16 protein-coding genes are annotated in these 17,330 nt (G+C 66.8%); 2 read left to right on the forward strand and 14 right to left on the reverse strand.

The features are described 5' to 3' along the window. Positions 1 to 68 precede the first annotated feature (68 nt). The 6 genes from BN976_RS19995 to BN976_RS20020 form a co-directional block, all read right to left on the reverse strand. Positions 69 to 1,076: a VWA domain-containing protein gene (locus tag BN976_RS19995; protein ID WP_011779966.1), complete on the reverse strand. Its 1,008-nt coding sequence runs from the start codon at positions 1,074 to 1,076 to the stop codon at positions 69 to 71. Between the two features lie 52 nt (positions 1,077 to 1,128). Further along, positions 1,129 to 2,037 carry a DUF58 domain-containing protein gene (locus tag BN976_RS20000; protein ID WP_036373087.1) on the reverse strand — a complete coding sequence of 303 codons (909 nt, stop codon included), beginning with the start codon at positions 2,035 to 2,037 and terminating at the stop codon, positions 1,129 to 1,131. A gap of 40 nt (positions 2,038 to 2,077) precedes the next feature. Further along, positions 2,078 to 3,235: a chaperone MoxR1 gene (gene moxR1 / locus BN976_RS20005; protein ID WP_011779964.1), complete on the reverse strand. Its 1,158-nt coding sequence runs from the start codon at positions 3,233 to 3,235 to the stop codon at positions 2,078 to 2,080. Between the two features lie 141 nt (positions 3,236 to 3,376). Then, positions 3,377 to 4,066, reverse strand: a complete 690-nt coding sequence (ripB, locus tag BN976_RS20010) for an NlpC/P60 family peptidoglycan endopeptidase RipB (protein ID WP_036373314.1) — start codon at positions 4,064 to 4,066, stop codon at positions 3,377 to 3,379. Further along, positions 4,066 to 5,502 carry an NlpC/P60 family peptidoglycan endopeptidase RipA gene (ripA, locus tag BN976_RS20015; protein ID WP_011779962.1) on the reverse strand — a complete coding sequence of 479 codons (1,437 nt, stop codon included), beginning with the start codon at positions 5,500 to 5,502 and terminating at the stop codon, positions 4,066 to 4,068. The genes ripB and ripA overlap by 1 nt, the downstream gene beginning before the upstream one ends. A 218-nt stretch (positions 5,503 to 5,720) precedes the next feature. Continuing rightward, positions 5,721 to 6,308 (reverse strand): Rv1476 family membrane protein, encoded by a 588-nt coding sequence (locus BN976_RS20020; RefSeq protein WP_036373315.1) that lies wholly within the window; start codon positions 6,306 to 6,308, stop codon positions 5,721 to 5,723. Positions 6,309 to 6,513: 205 nt separating this feature from the next. On the opposite strand from BN976_RS20020, the gene BN976_RS20025 reads away from it, so the two are divergent. Beyond that, positions 6,514 to 9,378 (forward strand): aconitate hydratase, encoded by a 2,865-nt coding sequence (locus tag BN976_RS20025; protein ID WP_011779960.1) that lies wholly within the window; start codon positions 6,514 to 6,516, stop codon positions 9,376 to 9,378. A gap of 4 nt (positions 9,379 to 9,382) precedes the next feature. Further along, positions 9,383 to 9,946 (forward strand): TetR/AcrR family transcriptional regulator, encoded by a 564-nt coding sequence (locus BN976_RS20030; protein WP_036373089.1) that lies wholly within the window; start codon positions 9,383 to 9,385, stop codon positions 9,944 to 9,946. Between the two features lies 1 nt (position 9,947). Here BN976_RS20030 and BN976_RS20035 read toward each other — a convergent pair whose 3' ends face one another. The 8 genes from BN976_RS20035 to BN976_RS20070 form a co-directional block, all read right to left on the reverse strand. Next, complete coding sequence (locus BN976_RS20035) at positions 9,948 to 10,142, reverse strand: helix-turn-helix domain-containing protein (protein WP_036373318.1); 195 nt, start codon at positions 10,140 to 10,142, stop codon at positions 9,948 to 9,950. Positions 10,143 to 10,228: 86 nt separating this feature from the next. Further along, positions 10,229 to 11,857, reverse strand: coding sequence for an ABC-F family ATP-binding cassette domain-containing protein (locus tag BN976_RS20040; protein WP_036373319.1), 1,629 nt, complete (start codon positions 11,855 to 11,857; stop codon positions 10,229 to 10,231). 117 nt (positions 11,858 to 11,974) lie between these two features. After that, the gene (locus tag BN976_RS20045; RefSeq protein WP_375167657.1) at positions 11,975 to 12,796 is read right to left on the reverse strand and encodes an enoyl-CoA hydratase; all 822 of its coding nucleotides are present in this window, start codon (positions 12,794 to 12,796) and stop codon (positions 11,975 to 11,977) included. A gap of 24 nt (positions 12,797 to 12,820) precedes the next feature. Next, entirely contained in the window at positions 12,821 to 13,183 is a 363-nt protein-coding gene (gene trxA / locus BN976_RS20050; protein WP_011779955.1) for a thioredoxin, read from the reverse strand. Positions 13,184 to 13,220: 37 nt separating this feature from the next. Then, entirely contained in the window at positions 13,221 to 14,690 is a 1,470-nt protein-coding gene (locus BN976_RS34450; protein ID WP_235622085.1) for a glycoside hydrolase family 16 protein, read from the reverse strand. A gap of 580 nt (positions 14,691 to 15,270) precedes the next feature. Next, a complete protein-coding gene (locus BN976_RS20060; protein WP_011779953.1) occupies positions 15,271 to 15,618 on the reverse strand; it encodes a metal-sulfur cluster assembly factor in 348 nt (115 codons plus the stop codon). After that, complete coding sequence (gene sufU / locus BN976_RS20065) at positions 15,618 to 16,079, reverse strand: Fe-S cluster assembly sulfur transfer protein SufU (RefSeq protein ID WP_011779952.1); 462 nt, start codon at positions 16,077 to 16,079, stop codon at positions 15,618 to 15,620. The genes BN976_RS20060 and sufU overlap by 1 nt, the downstream gene beginning before the upstream one ends. Positions 16,080 to 16,082: 3 nt before the next feature. Further along, positions 16,083 to 17,330, reverse strand: coding sequence for a cysteine desulfurase (locus BN976_RS20070; RefSeq protein WP_036373091.1), 1,248 nt, complete (start codon positions 17,328 to 17,330; stop codon positions 16,083 to 16,085).

Consider the following 17,330-nt stretch of genomic DNA (forward strand, 5'->3'; position numbering starts at 1 on the left):
GTGCCACGCATTCTTAAGAAATCGCCTTAACGGAGGGCAGGAGCGCAGCGACCCGGGAACCGACACAGTCAGTTGGGCAGTCGGCGGTTGATCAGCAGTGCACCCAGCGCGGCCAGCGCCAGCACCAGCGAACCGATGCGCAGCCAGCCCACGCTGGCGTCACCCTTGATGGTCTCGTAGCCGATCTGTTCCTGCAGATTGGTGAACACCTGCTTGAGTTGCTCCAGGCTGGACGCGGTGAACGCGTCTCCACCGGAGAGGTCGGCGATCTTCTTGAGCATCTCGTCGTCGACCGGGACGGGCTGACGCTGATCGTTGATCTCGACGTAGCCGTACGGGGTACCGAACGACACCGTGGAGATCGGAACACCCTGATCCTTGGCGGTACGCGCCGCCGTGTAGGCGCCCTTCGGATTGTCGGGGTTGGACGGCACCGTCTCCTTACCGTCGGACATCAGCACGATGCGCGCCGGCGGCGGCTCGTCACCACCGCCGATCACCGCGCCCACCGTGGCCACCGCCTGTAGCGCGGTGAAGATGCCCTCACCGGTGGCGGTGCGGTCGGCCAGCTGCAGCTTGTCGATCGCGGCCTTGGTCGCCTCCCGGTTCGTGGTCGGCGACACCAGCACCGTGGCGGTGCCCGCGTAGGCGATGAGCCCGAGGTTGATGCCCGGGGTCAACTGGTCGGCGAACTGTTTGGCCGCCTCCTGGGCGGCGACCAGCCGGTTGGGGGCGACGTCGGTGGCACGCATCGACTGCGAGACGTCGATGACGAGCATCACCACGGCGCGGTTGCGCGGAATGCGGACGTCGTGGGTCGGGCCGGCCATCGCCACGGTGAACGACATCAGCGACAGGATCAGCAGTACGGCGGGGAGGTGACGCCAGCGGCTGGGCCGCTTCGGCGCCACGCTCTCCAACAGCTCCATGTTCGCGAACCGCAGCATCCGCCGGTGCCGGCCCATCTGCACGATGACGTAGAGCGCGACGAGCCCGAGGACGACGAGGAAGAAGAGGAAGAACCACGGGTGTTCGAAACCCGACAGCGACATCGGTCCGAGCAACGGTAAAGTCATGCGCTACTTATCATTTCGTCGTTACCAGCCATCGTCGGTCATCGTCTGCTTGTCACCGCGCCGCGAGCGCACCGCGGCGCCTGCTCGCGACGAACCGCACCACGTCGGCGATCCAGTCCCGGTCGGTGCGCAGTGTCAACAGCGGGGCATCGCAGCGGCGCAGCGTGCGGGCCACCTCGGCGCGGTGTGCCGCGGCGGCCTTCGCGAAGTCGGTGCGCAGCTGTTCGTCGATGGTGAACTCACGGGTGCGCCCGGTCTCGGTGTCCTGCAGGACGACGTCGCCGACGGCGGGGAGCTCCACATCGCGGGGGTCGATGATCTCGATGCCGAGAACCTCGTGCCTGCCCGCGATTGCGCGCAGCGGACGCATCCAGTTGATGGGCCCCAGGAAGTCGCTGATGATCACCACCATGCCGCGGCGGCGTTCGGGCCTGCGCAGCGCGTCGATCGCGGCGGCGAGGTCGCCGCGCACCCCCACCGGGGCGCGCGGGGTGGTTGCGATGGCCCGCAGCAGCTCCTGCTCGTGCATGCGGCCCGACAGCGCGGGCACCCGGCGCATGGTCTCGCCGTTGGAGATGACCGCGCCGATCCGGTTGCCGCCGCCGCTGTTGAGAAACGCGATCGACGCGGCCGCCGCCACCGCCAGGTCGCGCTTCTCGCAGTTGGCGGTGCCGAAGTCCAGGCTGGCCGAGACGTCGACCACCAGCCACGTCTCCAGCTCCCGGTCGGCGATCATCTGGCGCACGTGCGGATGTGTGGTGCGCGCGGTCACCGACCAGTCCATCCGCCGCACGTCGTCGCCGGGCTGGTAGGCCCGGGACTCCCCCGGTTCGGATCCCGGGCCCGGAAGCAACCCGAGGTGGTCACCGTGGAGCACACCGTCGAGCTTGCGGCGGACCGTCAGCTCCAGCTTGCGCAGCGCCGCCGCCAACGCCGGATCCCGGATCTCCCCGCGCTGCATCGACGGCAGGTCGACGGAGCGACTTGAGCGTGCCACCAGGTCAGCGACCGCTCGCCGCGGCCGCCGCGGCCGGGACTACGGGCGGTACCGAATGACCCTGCTGCGGAATGGCATTCACCTGCGGCAGCGCCACCGTCTGGAGGATACGGTTGACCACCGTCTCGGAGGAGATCTCGTCGGCCAACGCGTCGTAGGTCAGCACCAGGCGGTGCCGCAGCACGTCGGGGATGATCTCGACGACGTCCTGCGGGATGACGTAGTCGCGGCCGCGCACCAGCGCCAGTGCCCGCGATGCGGCGATGATCCCCAGTGAGGCACGAGGAGACGCACCGTACGCGATCCACGCCTTGGCGTCGGGCATGCCGAACTTCTCCGGCTCGCGGGTGGCCGTCACGATCCGCACGACGTAGTCGACCAGCGCGTGGTGGACGAAGTTGTTCGCCGCGACGTCCTGCAACCGCAGCAGGTCGCCGGTGTTGAGGATCGCCTTGGGCTCCGGCGGCTTGACGCCCATCCGGTAGATGATCTCGCGCTCTTCCTCCGGCGTCGGGTAGTCCACGTTGAGCTTGAACAGGAAGCGGTCGCGCTGGGCTTCCGGCAGCTGGTAGACGCCCTCCTGCTCGATCGGGTTCTGCGTCGCCATCACCAGGAACGGGCTGGGCAGCGGGAACGTCTTGCCACCGATCGAGATCTTGCGTTCGGCCATCACCTCCAGCAGTGCGGACTGCACCTTGGCGGGCGCGCGGTTGATCTCGTCGGCGAGCAGGAAGTTGACCACCACCGGGCCGAGCTCGATGTCGAACTCCTCCTTGCCCTGCCGGTAGATCCGGGTGCCGATGATGTCGGTGGGCACCAGGTCGGGGGTGAACTGGATGCGGGCGAACGTCCCGCCGACCACCTTGGCGAACGTCTCGACGGCCAGCGTCTTGGCGACACCGGGGACGCCTTCGAGCAGCACGTGCCCCTTGGCGAGCAGACCGACGAGCATCCGTTCGACGAGCTGGTCCTGGCCGACGATGATGCGCTTGACCTCGAAGATCGCCCGCTCCAGCGTGTGCACCTCGTTCTGCAGGCCACCATTGGACTGCGGGGGGCCCGGCTGCGAGGGCGCGGCATGCGCACCGGAGGAGTAGCCCTGAGCCGGGACCTGCCCGGGATATCCTCCAGCGCCCTGCGGCGGTCCACTCGGTGAGGTCATCAACATTCCTTCCACATGCGCCGTACATGCTGGTCTTCGCGGCGCGGGCCCATCGCGGCCGCGCGCTCGCAGTCAACTATTCCAGGCGCTTGGAGATCCGTCGACGCCGCCCGGTCTGCTCAGCTTTAACTCAGGCCACACTCAGGATTCGATGATGCGGGCCACGAAGGGCTGCAGTCCGGACATTCGCACCGGACTGACGGTCACCTTGCCCGCACTGCCCGAGGACTCCAGCATCTTGCCGCCGCCGAGGTAGATCGCGACGTGCTGGCTGCCACCGGGTCCCCAGAACAGAAGATCGCCACGTTTGGCCTGCTGGACCGGGACCTTGCGGCCGGTGTTGTACTGATCGCCCGAGTACTTCGGGATCAACACGCCCACACCGGCATACGAGAACTGGGTGAATCCCGAGCAGTCGTAGCCGACGGTGTTGGCCCCGGAGTCGATGCCGCGGCTGGGACCGTTGGGTTTGCCGCCGCCCCAGGAATACGGGGTACCGATCTGGGTGCCGCCGCGGCGGATCGCGTACTCGATCGCCGCCGGGCCGCGCACCACACCGGGAGCGACCCCGGCGGGCGCATCCTTGGGGGCGAGCCCGATGGTCTGCAGAAACTTGCGGCCCAGATCCATCGTGACCTGGGTGGCCTGTGCGGTCGCGGCCAGCGACGCGTTGGCGATCGCCAACGGGTCACCGGGTGCGCCCGCACTGATCAGTTTGGGCAGGGTCGGATCCCACTGCCCGCTTTCCGGTTGGGCCGAGGCCGGTGCGACGGCCCCTGCCAGCAGGGCGGCAGCGGTGACGAGCGCGATGACGAAGCGACGCAGGGCGATCACCACTCGATCATTCGGGTCACGAACGGGGTCATCCCGCTGGTGCGCACCGGCGAGATCTTGACGACCGAACCCGTGTACGGGGCCTCCAGCATCTGCCCGTCACCGAGATACATCGCGACGTGCTGGCTGGCGTTGGGCCCGTAGAAGATCATGTCGCCGCGTCGCATCTGTGACGACGGCACCTTGCGGCCGGCGTTGTACTGCGAGCCCGAATAGTGGTCGAGCTTGATGCCGACACCGGCGAACATGTAGAGCATCAGCCCCGAGCAGTCGAATCCGACTGTGCCCGCGCCCTGGTCGATTCCGCGGCTCGGACCCGAGGCGTTGCCGCCGCCCCAGGAGTAGGGCACACCCATCTGGGACATGCCACGCTTGATCACGTACTCGGTGGCCTGCCTGCCGTACAGCGTCGGGATCGCACCGTTGGTGATTCCGGTCGGCGTCGGCAGCAGCCCGATGCTCTGCAGGAACTTGCGCCCCATGTTCTGGGTGATCTCGATCGACGTGGTGATGATCTTCAGAACCGCGTTGATGATCTGGACGGGATCGCCGCTGACGAACGCGCTCGGAATCTGCGGCAGCGTCATGTCCCATGCGGTTTCGCGGTTGCCGGTTGCGGGGTCGACGTCCCAGTTCGGGCTCGCGCCTCCCGGCGCGGGCGCCGCAGACGATCCCGGCGCGGGCGTGGTCGCCCCCGTCGGTGCGGCGGCGGGAGCGCCGCCCGTGGGCGCCGCCGGCGTCCGCGCCTCCTGCAGTTTGGCCTGGGCCCGGGCGCGCTCTGCGGTCAGCCGGTCCAGTTCGACCTGCTGGGCCTTGAATGTCTGCTGCGCGTTCGTCAGCGCGGACACCGCGTCCTGCTGGCTGGTTTCGGCGGCCTTGACCGCATCGTCGGCCTGCTTCTTGGCCAGCCGCGCAGCCGACTCCCGGTTGACCTGCTCGGTGCGCGCACGCTGCAGATCAGCCATCACCTTCTGCGAGCTGATCGCCAGCGCCTGCCCGGTGGCGGCGGTGTTCAGGATGTCCGTCGGATCCGTGGCGGTCAGGTATGAACTCGACGGTCCGCTGACGTACATGGAGGCGGCAAAGGTGTCGAACCGGTCCTGCGCGGCGGCGATGGCCGCGTTGGCGTCCTTGACGCGCTGCGCGCTGGCGTCGACTTCGAGCTGAGCGGCAGCGGCGTCGTCGCGCGCGGTCTGCACGTCCAGGATCGCCTTGTTGACGCTCTCCTGCTGCATCTGGATCTGCGCGCCGAGGTCCTGGAGTTGCTGGTTGATGTCGGCGACATCGGTCACCAGCCGGGCCATGCCGTCTGCCTGTGCAGGCTGCGCCAGTGCCAGATTCGGCGCCAGGTTGGGCACCGTCATCACCATGCCAATGGCCAGCGATGCCGCGCACAGCCGCGAAGCGGAGGCGCTGCCAACGGGGCGTCTCATTCGACTCAAGTCTCCTCAGGCTCCACGCGTACGTGACGGCACAGGGTCCGGCACCCAAGCTCAGAAGTCACATGGAGAACAACTGCAACATCAGGCACCGATTGCACCGTACGTCACATCTGACGCCAAAGAAACTTTAGTCACAAATTACAACAATGTAATTGCGATTGGCGTTATCAAACAGTGATCTTTGAATTCGCCACGAATATTGCCAGCGGTCAATTACCGCTGGTGGCAGCATCTTCGGATGCAGCCGACCGTTTGCCCCATTTCTGCAGCAATCGGGTGGCAACGACTGCCAATACGACCGCCGAAACGACAACAATGGAGAATGGCGTCCACGGAAAGTGCGTGGTCGTCAACTCGCCGACGAAATTCTTCGAGGACAGCACGGGATCCCCCGTCTTGGCCAGATCCTCACCGGCCTCCAGGGTCACCCGGTCGAACTCGGGGCTGAAGGTGCCGGCAAACGACGGGCTCAAGGCCAGCACCGTGGCTCCCGGGTTGGCCTCCCCGACCTCGGTGGCGATGTCCCGAAGCGGCGTGTCGATCGGCGGGTTCGCGTCGATGACGACGATCTTGAGATCGATGCCCTGAACGCCTGCGTCCTCGACGACCTGCGTCAGTTGCGACACCGCCGCGGGATCGAGCCCTCTGGCGCTGACACCGGACTCGGCCACATCACTGCGCACGATGTCCATGCACAGGTCGGGCGCGCCGGGGAGTTGAGGGTCCACACCGACGGTGTGACACAACTCCGGCGGGATGTAGGTCGGCAGGAACGGCACGAAAAGCGGTCCGGTCACAGGCAGCACGGTAGCCGACGACACTCGCGCCACCCGCACGACACGGGCGCCGACGGAAGTGGGTACCCCTCACGGGTGGCGGCACGCCGACCCACCGACAAGACTGACACCCAGCCTGGTTTTCTTACAGGACAAGCGTACCGTTAAGGTTACAACCGCCGCTGACACAGCCCGTCGCGGCGATGATCAGAATCCGGGAGTTGATGTGAGCAGCAAGAATTCATCCCTGAACTCGTACGGGGCGAAGGACACGCTGAAGGTCGGAGACAACAGCTACGAGATCTACCGCCTCGACGCCGTCCCCGGTACCGAGAAGCTTCCCTACAGCCTCAAGGTTCTCGCCGAGAACCTCCTGCGCACCGAAGACGGCGCCAACATCACCAAAGACCACATCGAGGCGATCGCGAACTGGGATCCCGAGGCCGAACCGAGCATCGAAATCCAGTTCACCCCTGCCCGCGTGCTGATGCAGGACTTCACCGGCGTGCCGTGCATCGTCGACCTGGCCACCATGCGTGAGGCCGTCGCGGCCCTGGGTGGCGATCCGGCGAAGGTCAACCCGCTGTCGCCGGCCGAGATGGTGATCGACCACTCGGTGATCCTGGACGTGTTCGGCAGGGCCGACGCGTTCGAACGCAACGTCGAACTCGAATACGAACGCAACGGCGAGCGTTACCAGTTCCTGCGCTGGGGCCAGGGCGCGTTCGACGACTTCAAGGTCGTCCCCCCCGGCACCGGCATCGTGCACCAGGTGAACATCGAGTACCTGGCGCGGGTCGTGATGGTGCGCGATCGGGCGGGCGAAGCTGGGGAGGGTGACAGCATCAGCGTGGCTTACCCCGACACCTGCGTGGGCACCGACAGCCACACCACGATGGAGAACGGCCTGGGCGTGCTGGGTTGGGGCGTCGGCGGCATCGAGGCCGAGGCGGCCATGTTGGGTCAGCCGGTGTCGATGCTGATCCCGCGCGTCGTCGGCTTCAAGCTGACGGGCGAGATCAAGCCGGGCGTGACCGCCACCGACGTGGTGCTGACCGTCACCGACATGCTCCGCAAGCACGGCGTGGTCGGCAAGTTCGTCGAGTTCTACGGCAACGGTGTGGCCGAGGTGCCGCTGGCCAACCGCGCCACGCTGGGCAACATGAGCCCCGAATTCGGTTCCACCGCAGCGATGTTCCCGATCGACGAGGAGACCATCAACTACCTGCGGTTGACCGGTCGCACCGACGAGCAGCTCGCGCTGGTCGAGGCCTACGCCAAGGAACAGGGCATGTGGCACGACCCGGCCAAGGAGCCGGTCTTCTCCGAGTACCTCGAACTCGACCTGTCCACGGTGGTGCCGTCGATCGCGGGACCGAAGCGCCCGCAGGACCGCATCGAGCTCACCGACGCCAAGAACGCGTTCCGCAAGGACATCCACAACTATGTGGAGGAGAACCACCCGACGCCGGAGACGAAGCTGGACGAGGCCGTCGAGGAATCGTTCCCGGCCAGCGACTCGGTGTCGCTGTCCTTCGCCGACGACGGCGCCGTCGACGCCCGACCGTCGGCCGCCAACGGTGCAACGGGCCGGCCGAGCAAGCCGGTGACGGTGAAATCCGCCGAGCGCGGCGAGTTCGTGCTCGACCACGGCGCCGTCGTGGTCGCCGGCATCACCTCCTGCACCAACACCTCCAACCCGTCGGTGATGCTGGGCGCCGCGCTGCTGGCCAAGAAGGCCGTCGAGAAGGGGTTGAGCACCAAGCCGTGGGTCAAGACCAACATGGCGCCCGGGTCCCAGGTCGTCACCGACTACTACAACAAGGCCGGGCTGTGGCCGTACCTGGAGAAGCTGGGCTACTACCTCGGCGGCTACGGATGCACGACGTGCATCGGCAACACCGGCCCGCTGCCCGACGAGATCTCGGCGGCCATCAACGACAACGACCTGTCGGTGACCGCGGTGCTGTCCGGTAACCGCAACTTCGAGGGCCGTATCTCCCCCGACGTCAAGATGAACTACCTGGCGTCGCCGCCGCTGGTGATCGCCTACGGTCTGGCCGGCACCATGGACTTCGACTTCGAGGCCGACCCGCTGGGGCAGGACGGCGACGGCAACGACGTGTTCCTCAAGGACATCTGGCCGTCGGCTGCCGAGATCCAGGAGACCATTACGTCCTCGATCAACCGGGAGATGTTCGCCGACTCCTACGCCGACGTGTTCAAGGGTGACGAGCGGTGGCGCTCGCTGCCCACCCCGGAGGGCAACACCTTCGAGTGGGACGAGGACTCCACCTACGTCCGCAAGGCGCCGTACTTCGACGGCATGCCGGCCGAGCCGGAGCCGGTCAAGGACATCAAGGGAGCCAGAGTGCTTGCCCTGCTCGGTGATTCGGTCACCACCGACCACATCTCGCCGGCGGGCAGCATCAAGAAGGGCACCCCCGCGGCGCAGTACCTCGAAGAGCACGGCGTGGAGCCGAAGGACTTCAACTCGCTGGGGTCGCGGCGCGGCAATCACGAGGTCATGATCCGCGGCACGTTCGCCAACATCCGGCTGCGCAACCAGCTGCTCGACGACGTCTCGGGCGGCTACACCCGTGACTTCACCCAGGATGGCGGGCCGCAGGCGTTCATCTACGACGCGGCGCAGAACTACGCCAAGGAGGGCATCCCGCTGGTGGTGCTCGGCGGCAAGGAGTACGGGTCGGGGTCCTCGCGTGACTGGGCGGCCAAGGGCACCACGCTGCTCGGCGTGCGCGCGGTGATCACCGAGTCGTTCGAGCGCATCCACCGCTCCAACCTGATCGGCATGGGCGTCATTCCGCTGCAGTTCCCGAAGGGTGAATCCGCGGCGTCGCTGAAGCTCGACGGCACCGAGACCTTCGACATCGAAGGCATCGAGGCGCTCAACGAGGGCAAGACGCCGAAGACGGTCAAGGTGACTGCCAAGAAGATTGCCGAAGACGGCACAGTGTCTTCAGCGGTCGAGTTCGACGCGGTGGTGCGCATCGACACCCCCGGCGAGGCGGACTACTACCGCAACGGCGGCATCCTGCAGTACGTGTTGCGCAACATGCTGAAGTCCTGATGACATGCCTCGGGTGACCGACGATCATCTGGCGGCGCGTCGCCGCCAGATCCTCGACGGTGCCCGGCGATGCTTCGCCGAGTACGGCTACGACCGGGCCACGGTCCGCCGTCTGGAGCAGACGATCGGGCTCTCGCGCGGCGCGATATTCCACCACTTCCGCGACAAGGACACGCTGTTCTTCGAACTGGCGCGTGAGGACGCGGAGCGGATGGCCGATGTCGCGGCGCGCGAGGGCTTGATCCAGGTGATGCGCGACATGCTGGCCGCACCGGATCAGTTCGACTGGCTGGCCACCCGGCTGGAGATCGCACGCAAACTGCGCAACGATCCGGCCTTCAGCCGCGGCTGGGCGGAGCGGTCGGCGGAGCTGTCGGCGGCCACCACGGAGCGGCTGCGCCGCCAGAAGCGGGCCGGGCGTCTACGTGACGATGTCCCCGGAGATGTCCTGCGCACCTACCTCGAGTTGGTCCTCGACGGCTTGGTGGCACGGCTGGCCTCCGGAGACGATCCGGAAAAGCTGGGCGCCGTACTGGATCTGGTGGAAGCCTCGGTACGCCAGCAGTGAGCTAGCTGGCTCGGCGGCCGCGGTGGTTGGGCCCGCCGCGGCTGCGCATCGGGGTGCCTGATTCGCGCAGCATGCTGTGGATGGAGCCATAGGAATGGCCGGTGGTCGCCACCAACGACCGGATGCTGGCGCCACGCTCGTAGGCGCTGCGCAACTCGGTCATCAGCTGGTCCTTTGACTTGCCGTTCTTCTTCACCTTCGAGGCCCTCCCGCTGCCGTCCACGGATGTGCCGCATCGCATACCCAGCCGGGTGGCGATTGACACCGCGGGGCGGCGAATTCTCAGGCCAGTTCGATCAGATCTCGATACTCGTCGGACCAGAAGTCCTCGGTGCCGTCGGGCAGCAGGAGCACCCGCTGCGGGTCGAGCGCCTCGGCGGCACCGGGATCGTGGGTCACCAACACCACCGAACCGACGTAGCTGCGCAGCGCGTCCAGAACCTGCTCGCGGGATGCCGGGTCGAGGTTGTTGGTGGGCTCGTCGAGCAGCAGCACGTTCGCCGTGGACGCCACCAACCCGGCCAGCGCGAGCCGGGTCTTCTCGCCGCCGGACAAGGTACCCGCAGGCTGATCGAGCTGCGGACCGGTGAACATGAAGGCCCCGAGCAGACCCCGCAGGTCCTGCTCCCCGGTGTCGGGAGCGGCATGGCGGATGTTCTCCCACACCGACGCCATGTTGTCGAGGGTGTCGTGCTCCTGGGCGAAGTAGCCGATCTTGAGTCCATGGCCGGGTTCGATTTCGCCGGCGTCCGCCTTCTCGACGCCGGCCAGCAGGCGCAGCAGCGTGGTCTTGCCCGCACCGTTGAGGCCGAGCACCACGACGCGTGAACCGCGGTCGATGGCCAGGTCCAGTCCGGAGAAGATCTCCAACGACCCGTAGGTCTTGGTCAATCCCTTCGCGGTCAGCGGGGTCTTGCCGCAGGGCGCAGGGGTCGGGAACTTGATCCTCGCCACCTTGTCGGCGACCCGCTCGTCGTCCAGCGCCGCCATCATCCGCTCGGCGCGCTTCAACATGTTCTGAGCTGCAACAGCTTTGGTGGCCTTGGCGCCCATCTTGGCGGCCTGCGCCCGCAGCGCGCTCGCCTTCTTCTCGGCGTTGGCGCGCTCGCGGCGGCGGCGCTGCTCGTCGGTGGCGCGGGCGTCGAGGTATTTCTGCCAGCCCATGTTGTAGACGTCGGCTTCTCCTCGGACCGCGTCGAGGAACCAGACCCGGTTGACGACGTCGGCGAGCAGGTCGACGTCGTGGCTGATGACCACGAGACCGCCGGTGTGGTTCTGCAGGAAGGTGCGCAGCCACCCGATCGAGTCGGCGTCGAGGTGGTTGGTGGGCTCGTCGAGTAAGAGAGTGGTGGCGGATCCCGATCCTGCCTCCGAGGCCGCGAACAGAATGCGCGCGAGCTCCACCCGGCGGCGCTGACCACCGGAAAGGGTGCGCAACGGTTGGGTCAGGACGCGATCGGGCAGGCCGAGGCTGGCGCATATGCGGCCCGCCTCGCTTTCAGCGGCGTATCCGCCGAGGGCGGCGAACCGCTCCTCCAGCTGACCGTAGCGACGGACCGCCTTGTCACGGGCCGCGTCGTCGGCGACCTCGGCCATCAGCGCCTGCTGTTTCTCCAGATCCGAGAGCAGGGTGTCCAGCCCGCGCGCCGACAGCACGCGGTCGCGAGCCAGCATGTCGAGGTCACCCTCTTTGGGATCCTGTGGCAGATAGCCGATTTCGCCGGTGCGGGTGACCGAGCCGGCATACGGTTCCCCCTCCCCCGCGAGAATGCGCATCGTCGTGGTCTTGCCCGCGCCGTTGCGGCCGACCAGTCCGATCCGATCGCCGGGCTGCACGCGCAGGGCCGAACCCTCGATCGAGAGCAGCGTGCGCGCTCCTGCGCGGACCTCGAGGTCCGTTGCGGTGATCACGCTGATGCTCCTGGTGAGATAGGCATGGCAGGGCTGTACCGGTACCCATGCCGGGGTTGGCATCCCAAGGCTAGTGGTAGCCACTGGCCTGATGCCAATCGATTAGCCGGCCGACGGCTACTTGTCGTCGGTGAAACTCGGAGGACGCTTCTCCTTGCGGGCCGCCACGGCCTCCTCGAAATTGCTTGTCAACAGCCGGATGTAGAGCTGGCCGAGGCCCTCGGCCTGCATGTGGGCCTCGAGTGATCCGGCATCCAGACCGGTCCACAGTGTGCGCTTGGTCAACTCGGTACCCGGCCGGGAGAACCCCGCGATGCGTTCGGCGATGTCGTAGCAGGTCGGCAGCAGGTCCTCGGCGGGCACCCGGCGCGACACCAGCCCGATGCGTTCGGCCTCGTCGGCGTCGACGTCGCGGCCGGTCAGCATGATCTCGAAGGCGCGTGAGGCACCGATGGCGCGCGGAAGCAGATAGCTCAGGCCCAGCTCACTTGCCGTCAGCCCGTTGTTGATACCCGCGGCGCGGAAGTACGCATCGCTGCCGGCAACGCGGATGTCGGCGGCCAGCGCCAGACACAGGCCTCCGCCGATCGCGGCCCCGTTGACCGCCGCGATGACCGGTTGGTGCAGCTTGCGCAACGCCAGGATCACGTCGTCGAGCACTTCCATCGACCGCAGGCCGAAGGTCGGCCGGGTCAGGCCGGCCACGTGCGGCACGGACCCCGCCGACTTGTGGTCGGCGCCGGACGAAAAACCGGCACCGGCGCCGGTGAGCACCACGACGCGGACGTCGTTGTCATAGGTGATCTCGTCGAGTGCGGTCTTGAGCGGCACCATGACGTCGAACGCCATCGAGTTCATCCGCTCGGGGCGGTTCAACGTCACCAGCGCGACGTGGGGCCGCGGATGTTCCACCAGGACGAAGCCGTCACCATCGGTCACGGCATGCACACTAGCGCGAGGCGATCAGCCCTGGCCGTTGTCCTGCGCGGCGATGGCCGCGTCGATGTCGAAGTCCTTGACCTGCTGGATGAGGTCCTCCAGGGCGGCGGGCGGCAGGGCGCCGGCCTGATTGAACACCAGCTTGCCCTTCTTGAACGCCATCAGCGTCGGGATGGAGCGGATGTCGGCCGCCGCGGCGAGCTGCTGCTCCGCTTCGGTGTCGACCTTCGCGTAGACGACGTCGGGGTGCTTCTCCGACGAGGCCGCGAAGGTGGGGGCGAACGCCTTGCACGGCCCGCACCACGACGCCCAGAAGTCCACCAGGACGATGTCGTTGTCATTGATGGTGTCGTTGAACTCTTGTGCGGTGATGTCTCGGGTTGCCACGTGATCCTCAACGTTTCTGTCGGCTGGTGTGTTCCCTCTACAGAGCGTATGCCTTCACCCAGTCGACCTTCATCTGCGCCTGGAACGGCGCGTTCGGGTCCGGGTCGCCTGTCCACGGGTTGCCGACGGCGACGTTGAGGATCAGGTAGTGGTCCCAGGCGCCCGAAAACGCTGTCCAGTTCCCGCCGAGCGCCTCGTATTGAGCCTGGGTGATCCGGCCCACCTCGACGCCGTCGACGTGCCAGACGATGCGGTCGGAGTACCAGTCCATGCCGTAGTCGTGAAAGCCCTGCGACAGGTCGACGCCGAGGTCGGCCTCTACTCCGTGCAGCTTCACGTCGACCGAGTTGTCGGTCTCCGCAGGGCCGTGGATGTTGCCGGTCCAGAGCCGGCGCGCCGCCGGGGTGCCCAGACCGGGGATCTCCACGATGTCGATCTCACCTTGACGTGGCCAGTCGTATTCGTGGCCGGGTTCGAGCCCAACCGACCAGAACGCCGGTAGCACCCCCTTGTCCACAGGCATCTGGATGCGGGCCACCACCCGGGTTCCCACGCCGATCGACTGCTTGCCCATCGTCACCACCCGTGCCGACGTGTAGTTGTACGGAGCACCGAGCCCGTCCGGGGCGGCCTCCCTACGCGCCTCGATGACGAGGTTGCCGTCTGCATCGATGTAGACGTTGTCTCCATCGGTGTAGTACTGGTTCTCCCCGGCAGACTGCCCCCACCGTCCGGTCTGCAGACCCCAGTAGCGCAGCGCTTCCTCCATGCTGGAGAAATTGCTCTCCCACAACAACTTCGGACTTGCAGGGTTGTCGGGCTGCGGGATCACCACGTTGCGGTAGATGCGCGCGCGTTTCACCAACCATCGCTGCTCGGTGGCCTTGGAGACGGGGACGTCGAGCCAATCGGTGCCCATCCTGCGGCTGCGAATCCCGATGGAGTACAGCCAGTCGACGATCATCGACCCCCACGTCACCTTGGTGCTCGTCGCCGCAGCGACGAGCACTGGATCCACCTCGACGGCGGTGGTGGTGGTGTCCGCGGCGGCAGCGTCCGCGGTGGCGATGGACCGCAGTGCCACGGCGTCGGTGGGCCCTTCGTCGACGGATTCCGGTTCGACCTCTGCCGGGGCGGCCCCGTGCCTGGTTCCTCGGTTCTGTCCGGCGTCCTCGGCGACCGGCTCGTCCTCGGCGACCGGCTCGTCGTCGGTGACCGGCTCGTCCTCGGTGACCGGCTCGTCGTCGGTGACCGGCTCGTCCTCGGCGACCTCGTCTGTTGTCTCGACATCCATCTCGTCTGTGGCCTCGGTGGCCTCGGTGGCCGTCGATGCCGTGTCGACGTCCGCAGCCGCCGAACTCGTCGGCGACGTGTCCCCGTCGGTGCCCGCTGACGCCGTCCCTGCTCCGGTCATCACCGCGGCACCGAGACCCGCGGCGAGTACCCCGCCGGCCAACCAATGTTTGCGCATCCCTACACGGCTGCGTTTGCGCCGATCGTTAGTCATCGCGACGTCCATTCCCGCACCAGGCAACAAGAAAAGAAATTGACCACGAATTCACCCGCGAGATTCATCGGTCGACGGGCGAATTAAAAGATGATTGGCGACACATCGCGCAGATGCGCCTGATCAAGCACTACGAGCTAGTCAGATGCGCTGTCCGTGCCGACTCCTCCCAGTGGAAGCGGTGTCCGGAGCAAACGTTATCGAACGCTTGGCACGTGCGCTTGTTTTCCCATGAAAACGGCTGAAGAGCGAAAAGGCAGGAAGCTGTTGCGCTCGATTCAGATCTGATCACGGGGGGACTCCGGGCAATTTCAGCGTAGGAGATTCTGTTTGCCCGAGCTTGGGAAGCAGGAATGGTGCGGGGCAGAACGCCGGCACTGGAAGGTGATTCGGGTGCGACCGAGCCGTGGCCGCAACGCAGCACAGATTTGCCCGAACTGTCGGGAGCAAGAGCCGCGTCGGTGTTGGCCGGCGGTACATCCCGACGACCGGGCCGCCGACGAGTTTCAGCTGACCGCGTTCCAGACCACGCGACGCCGCGCGCGGCCGTCTACGGCAACCAGATCAGCGCTTCACGACGCTAGACCGTGAAGCCGAGTGCCCTCAGCTGCTCGCGGCCGTCGTCGGTGATCTTGTCCGGACCCCACGGCGGATTCCACACCCAGTTGATCCGGATCTCGTTGACGAGGCCGGCGCCCACGAGCGCGGTCCGCGACTGGTCCTCGATGACGTCGGTCAACGGGCACGCCGCGGAGGTCAGCGTCATGTCGATCAGCGCGACCGGGCCTGCGTCGCCCTTTTCCAGATTGATCCCGTACACCAGACCCAGGTCGACGACGTTGATCCCGAGCTCCGGATCGACGACGTCGCGCATCGCCTCCTCGACCTCGGCGAGCAGCTCGTCACTGGGCAGGTTCGTGTCGCTCATCAGTTCTCCTCAGAAATCTCGGGCCCGTGGGCCTGCGCCAGCGCCGCTTTGAAGGCCGTCCAGCCGAGCAACGCACATTTCACCCGCGCCGGGTACTTCGAGACCCCTGCGAACGCGATGCCGTCACCCAGAACGTCCTCGTCACCATCGACCTTGCCACGTGAGGACACCATCTCGGAGAACGCCGCCACCGTCTTGAGCGCGTCCCCGACGCTTTGACCGATCACCTGATCGGTCAGCACCGACGTCGCGGCCTGGCTGATCGAGCAGCCCTGCCCGTCATAGGAGATGTCGGTGACGGTTTCGCCGTCCTCGGACAGCGTCACGCGCAGCGTCACCTCGTCACCGCAGGTGGGGTTCACGTGGTGCACCTCGGCAGCGAACGGCTCCCGCAGCCCGCGATGGTGCGGATGTTTGTAGTGATCCAGGATCACTTCCTGGTAGATCTGCTCGAGCCGCACCGGTCAGTCCCTGCCGAAGAACTCGATCGCCCGCTGCACACCGGCGATGAGCCGGTCCACCTCGTCGAGGGTGTTGTACACCGCGAAGGACGCCCGGACTGTGGCGGCGATACCGAAGCGGCGGTGCAGCGGTGCGGCACAGTGATGTCCCACCCGCACCGCCACTCCGTCGTCGTCGAGCACCTGCCCGACGTCGTGGGCGTGCACTCCGTCAACCACGAAAGCCACCGGGGACCTGCGCTCGGCGGTGGCGGGGCCGATAATCCGCACCCCGGGAATCGCGGCGAGGCCTTCCAGGGTGGCGGTGACGAGACGATGCTCGTGCTCCTCGACGGCATTCATCCCGATGCCGCCGAGATACCTCGTCGCAGCGCCTAAACCGACAACCTGCGAGATCATCTGGGTGCCGGCCTCGAAACGTTGTGGCGGCGGGGCGTAGGTGGCGCCCTCCATCGTCACGGTCTCGATCATGGAGCCGCCGGTCAAAAACGGTGGCAACTGCTCCAGCAGTCGGGCGCGACCGTACAGCGCTCCGATTCCGGTGGGGCCGAGCATCTTGTGCCCGGAGAATGCCGCGAAATCGACGTCGAGGGCGTGGAAGTCGACCGGCTGATGCGGCACGGCCTGGCACGAATCCAGCACCGTCAACGCGCCGACCGCCTTGGCGCGTGCGACCATGTCCGCGACCGGAACACCGACACCGGTGACGTTCGAATGATGGCTGAACGAAACGACTTTGACTCGCTCGTCCAGCTTCAGCGAGTCGAGGTCGACCTCGCCGTCATCGGTCAAGCCAAACCAGCGCAGGGTCGCGCCGGTACGCCGGGCCAACTCCTGCCACGGGATGAGGTTCGCGTGGTGCTCCATCTCGGTGACCACGATGACGTCACCGGGCCCGACCGCGAACCCGGAGCGGTCGTCGCCGAGCACGTACGACACCAGGTTCAACGCCTCGGTCGCATTCTTGGTGAACACCAGCTCGCCGGGCGCTGCACCGACGAACGCGGCGATATCGGCACGACCCTGCTCATAGGCGTCGGTGGACTCCTCCATCAGCTGATGAGCGCCGCGGTGGACCGCGCCGTAGGAGGTCGTCAGGAACTGACGCTCGGCATCGAGCACCTGCAGCGGCTTCTGCGAGGTGGCCCCGGAATCCAGGTAGGCCAACGTATTGCCACCGCGCATCACCCGCTTGAGGATCGGAAAGTCCGCGCGGATGGCGGCGACGTCAAGATCGACCGAGGCCGTCAC

This window comes from Mycolicibacterium austroafricanum (genome assembly GCF_000612725.1).
In the GTDB taxonomy this organism is placed as follows: domain Bacteria; phylum Actinomycetota; class Actinomycetes; order Mycobacteriales; family Mycobacteriaceae; genus Mycobacterium; species Mycobacterium austroafricanum.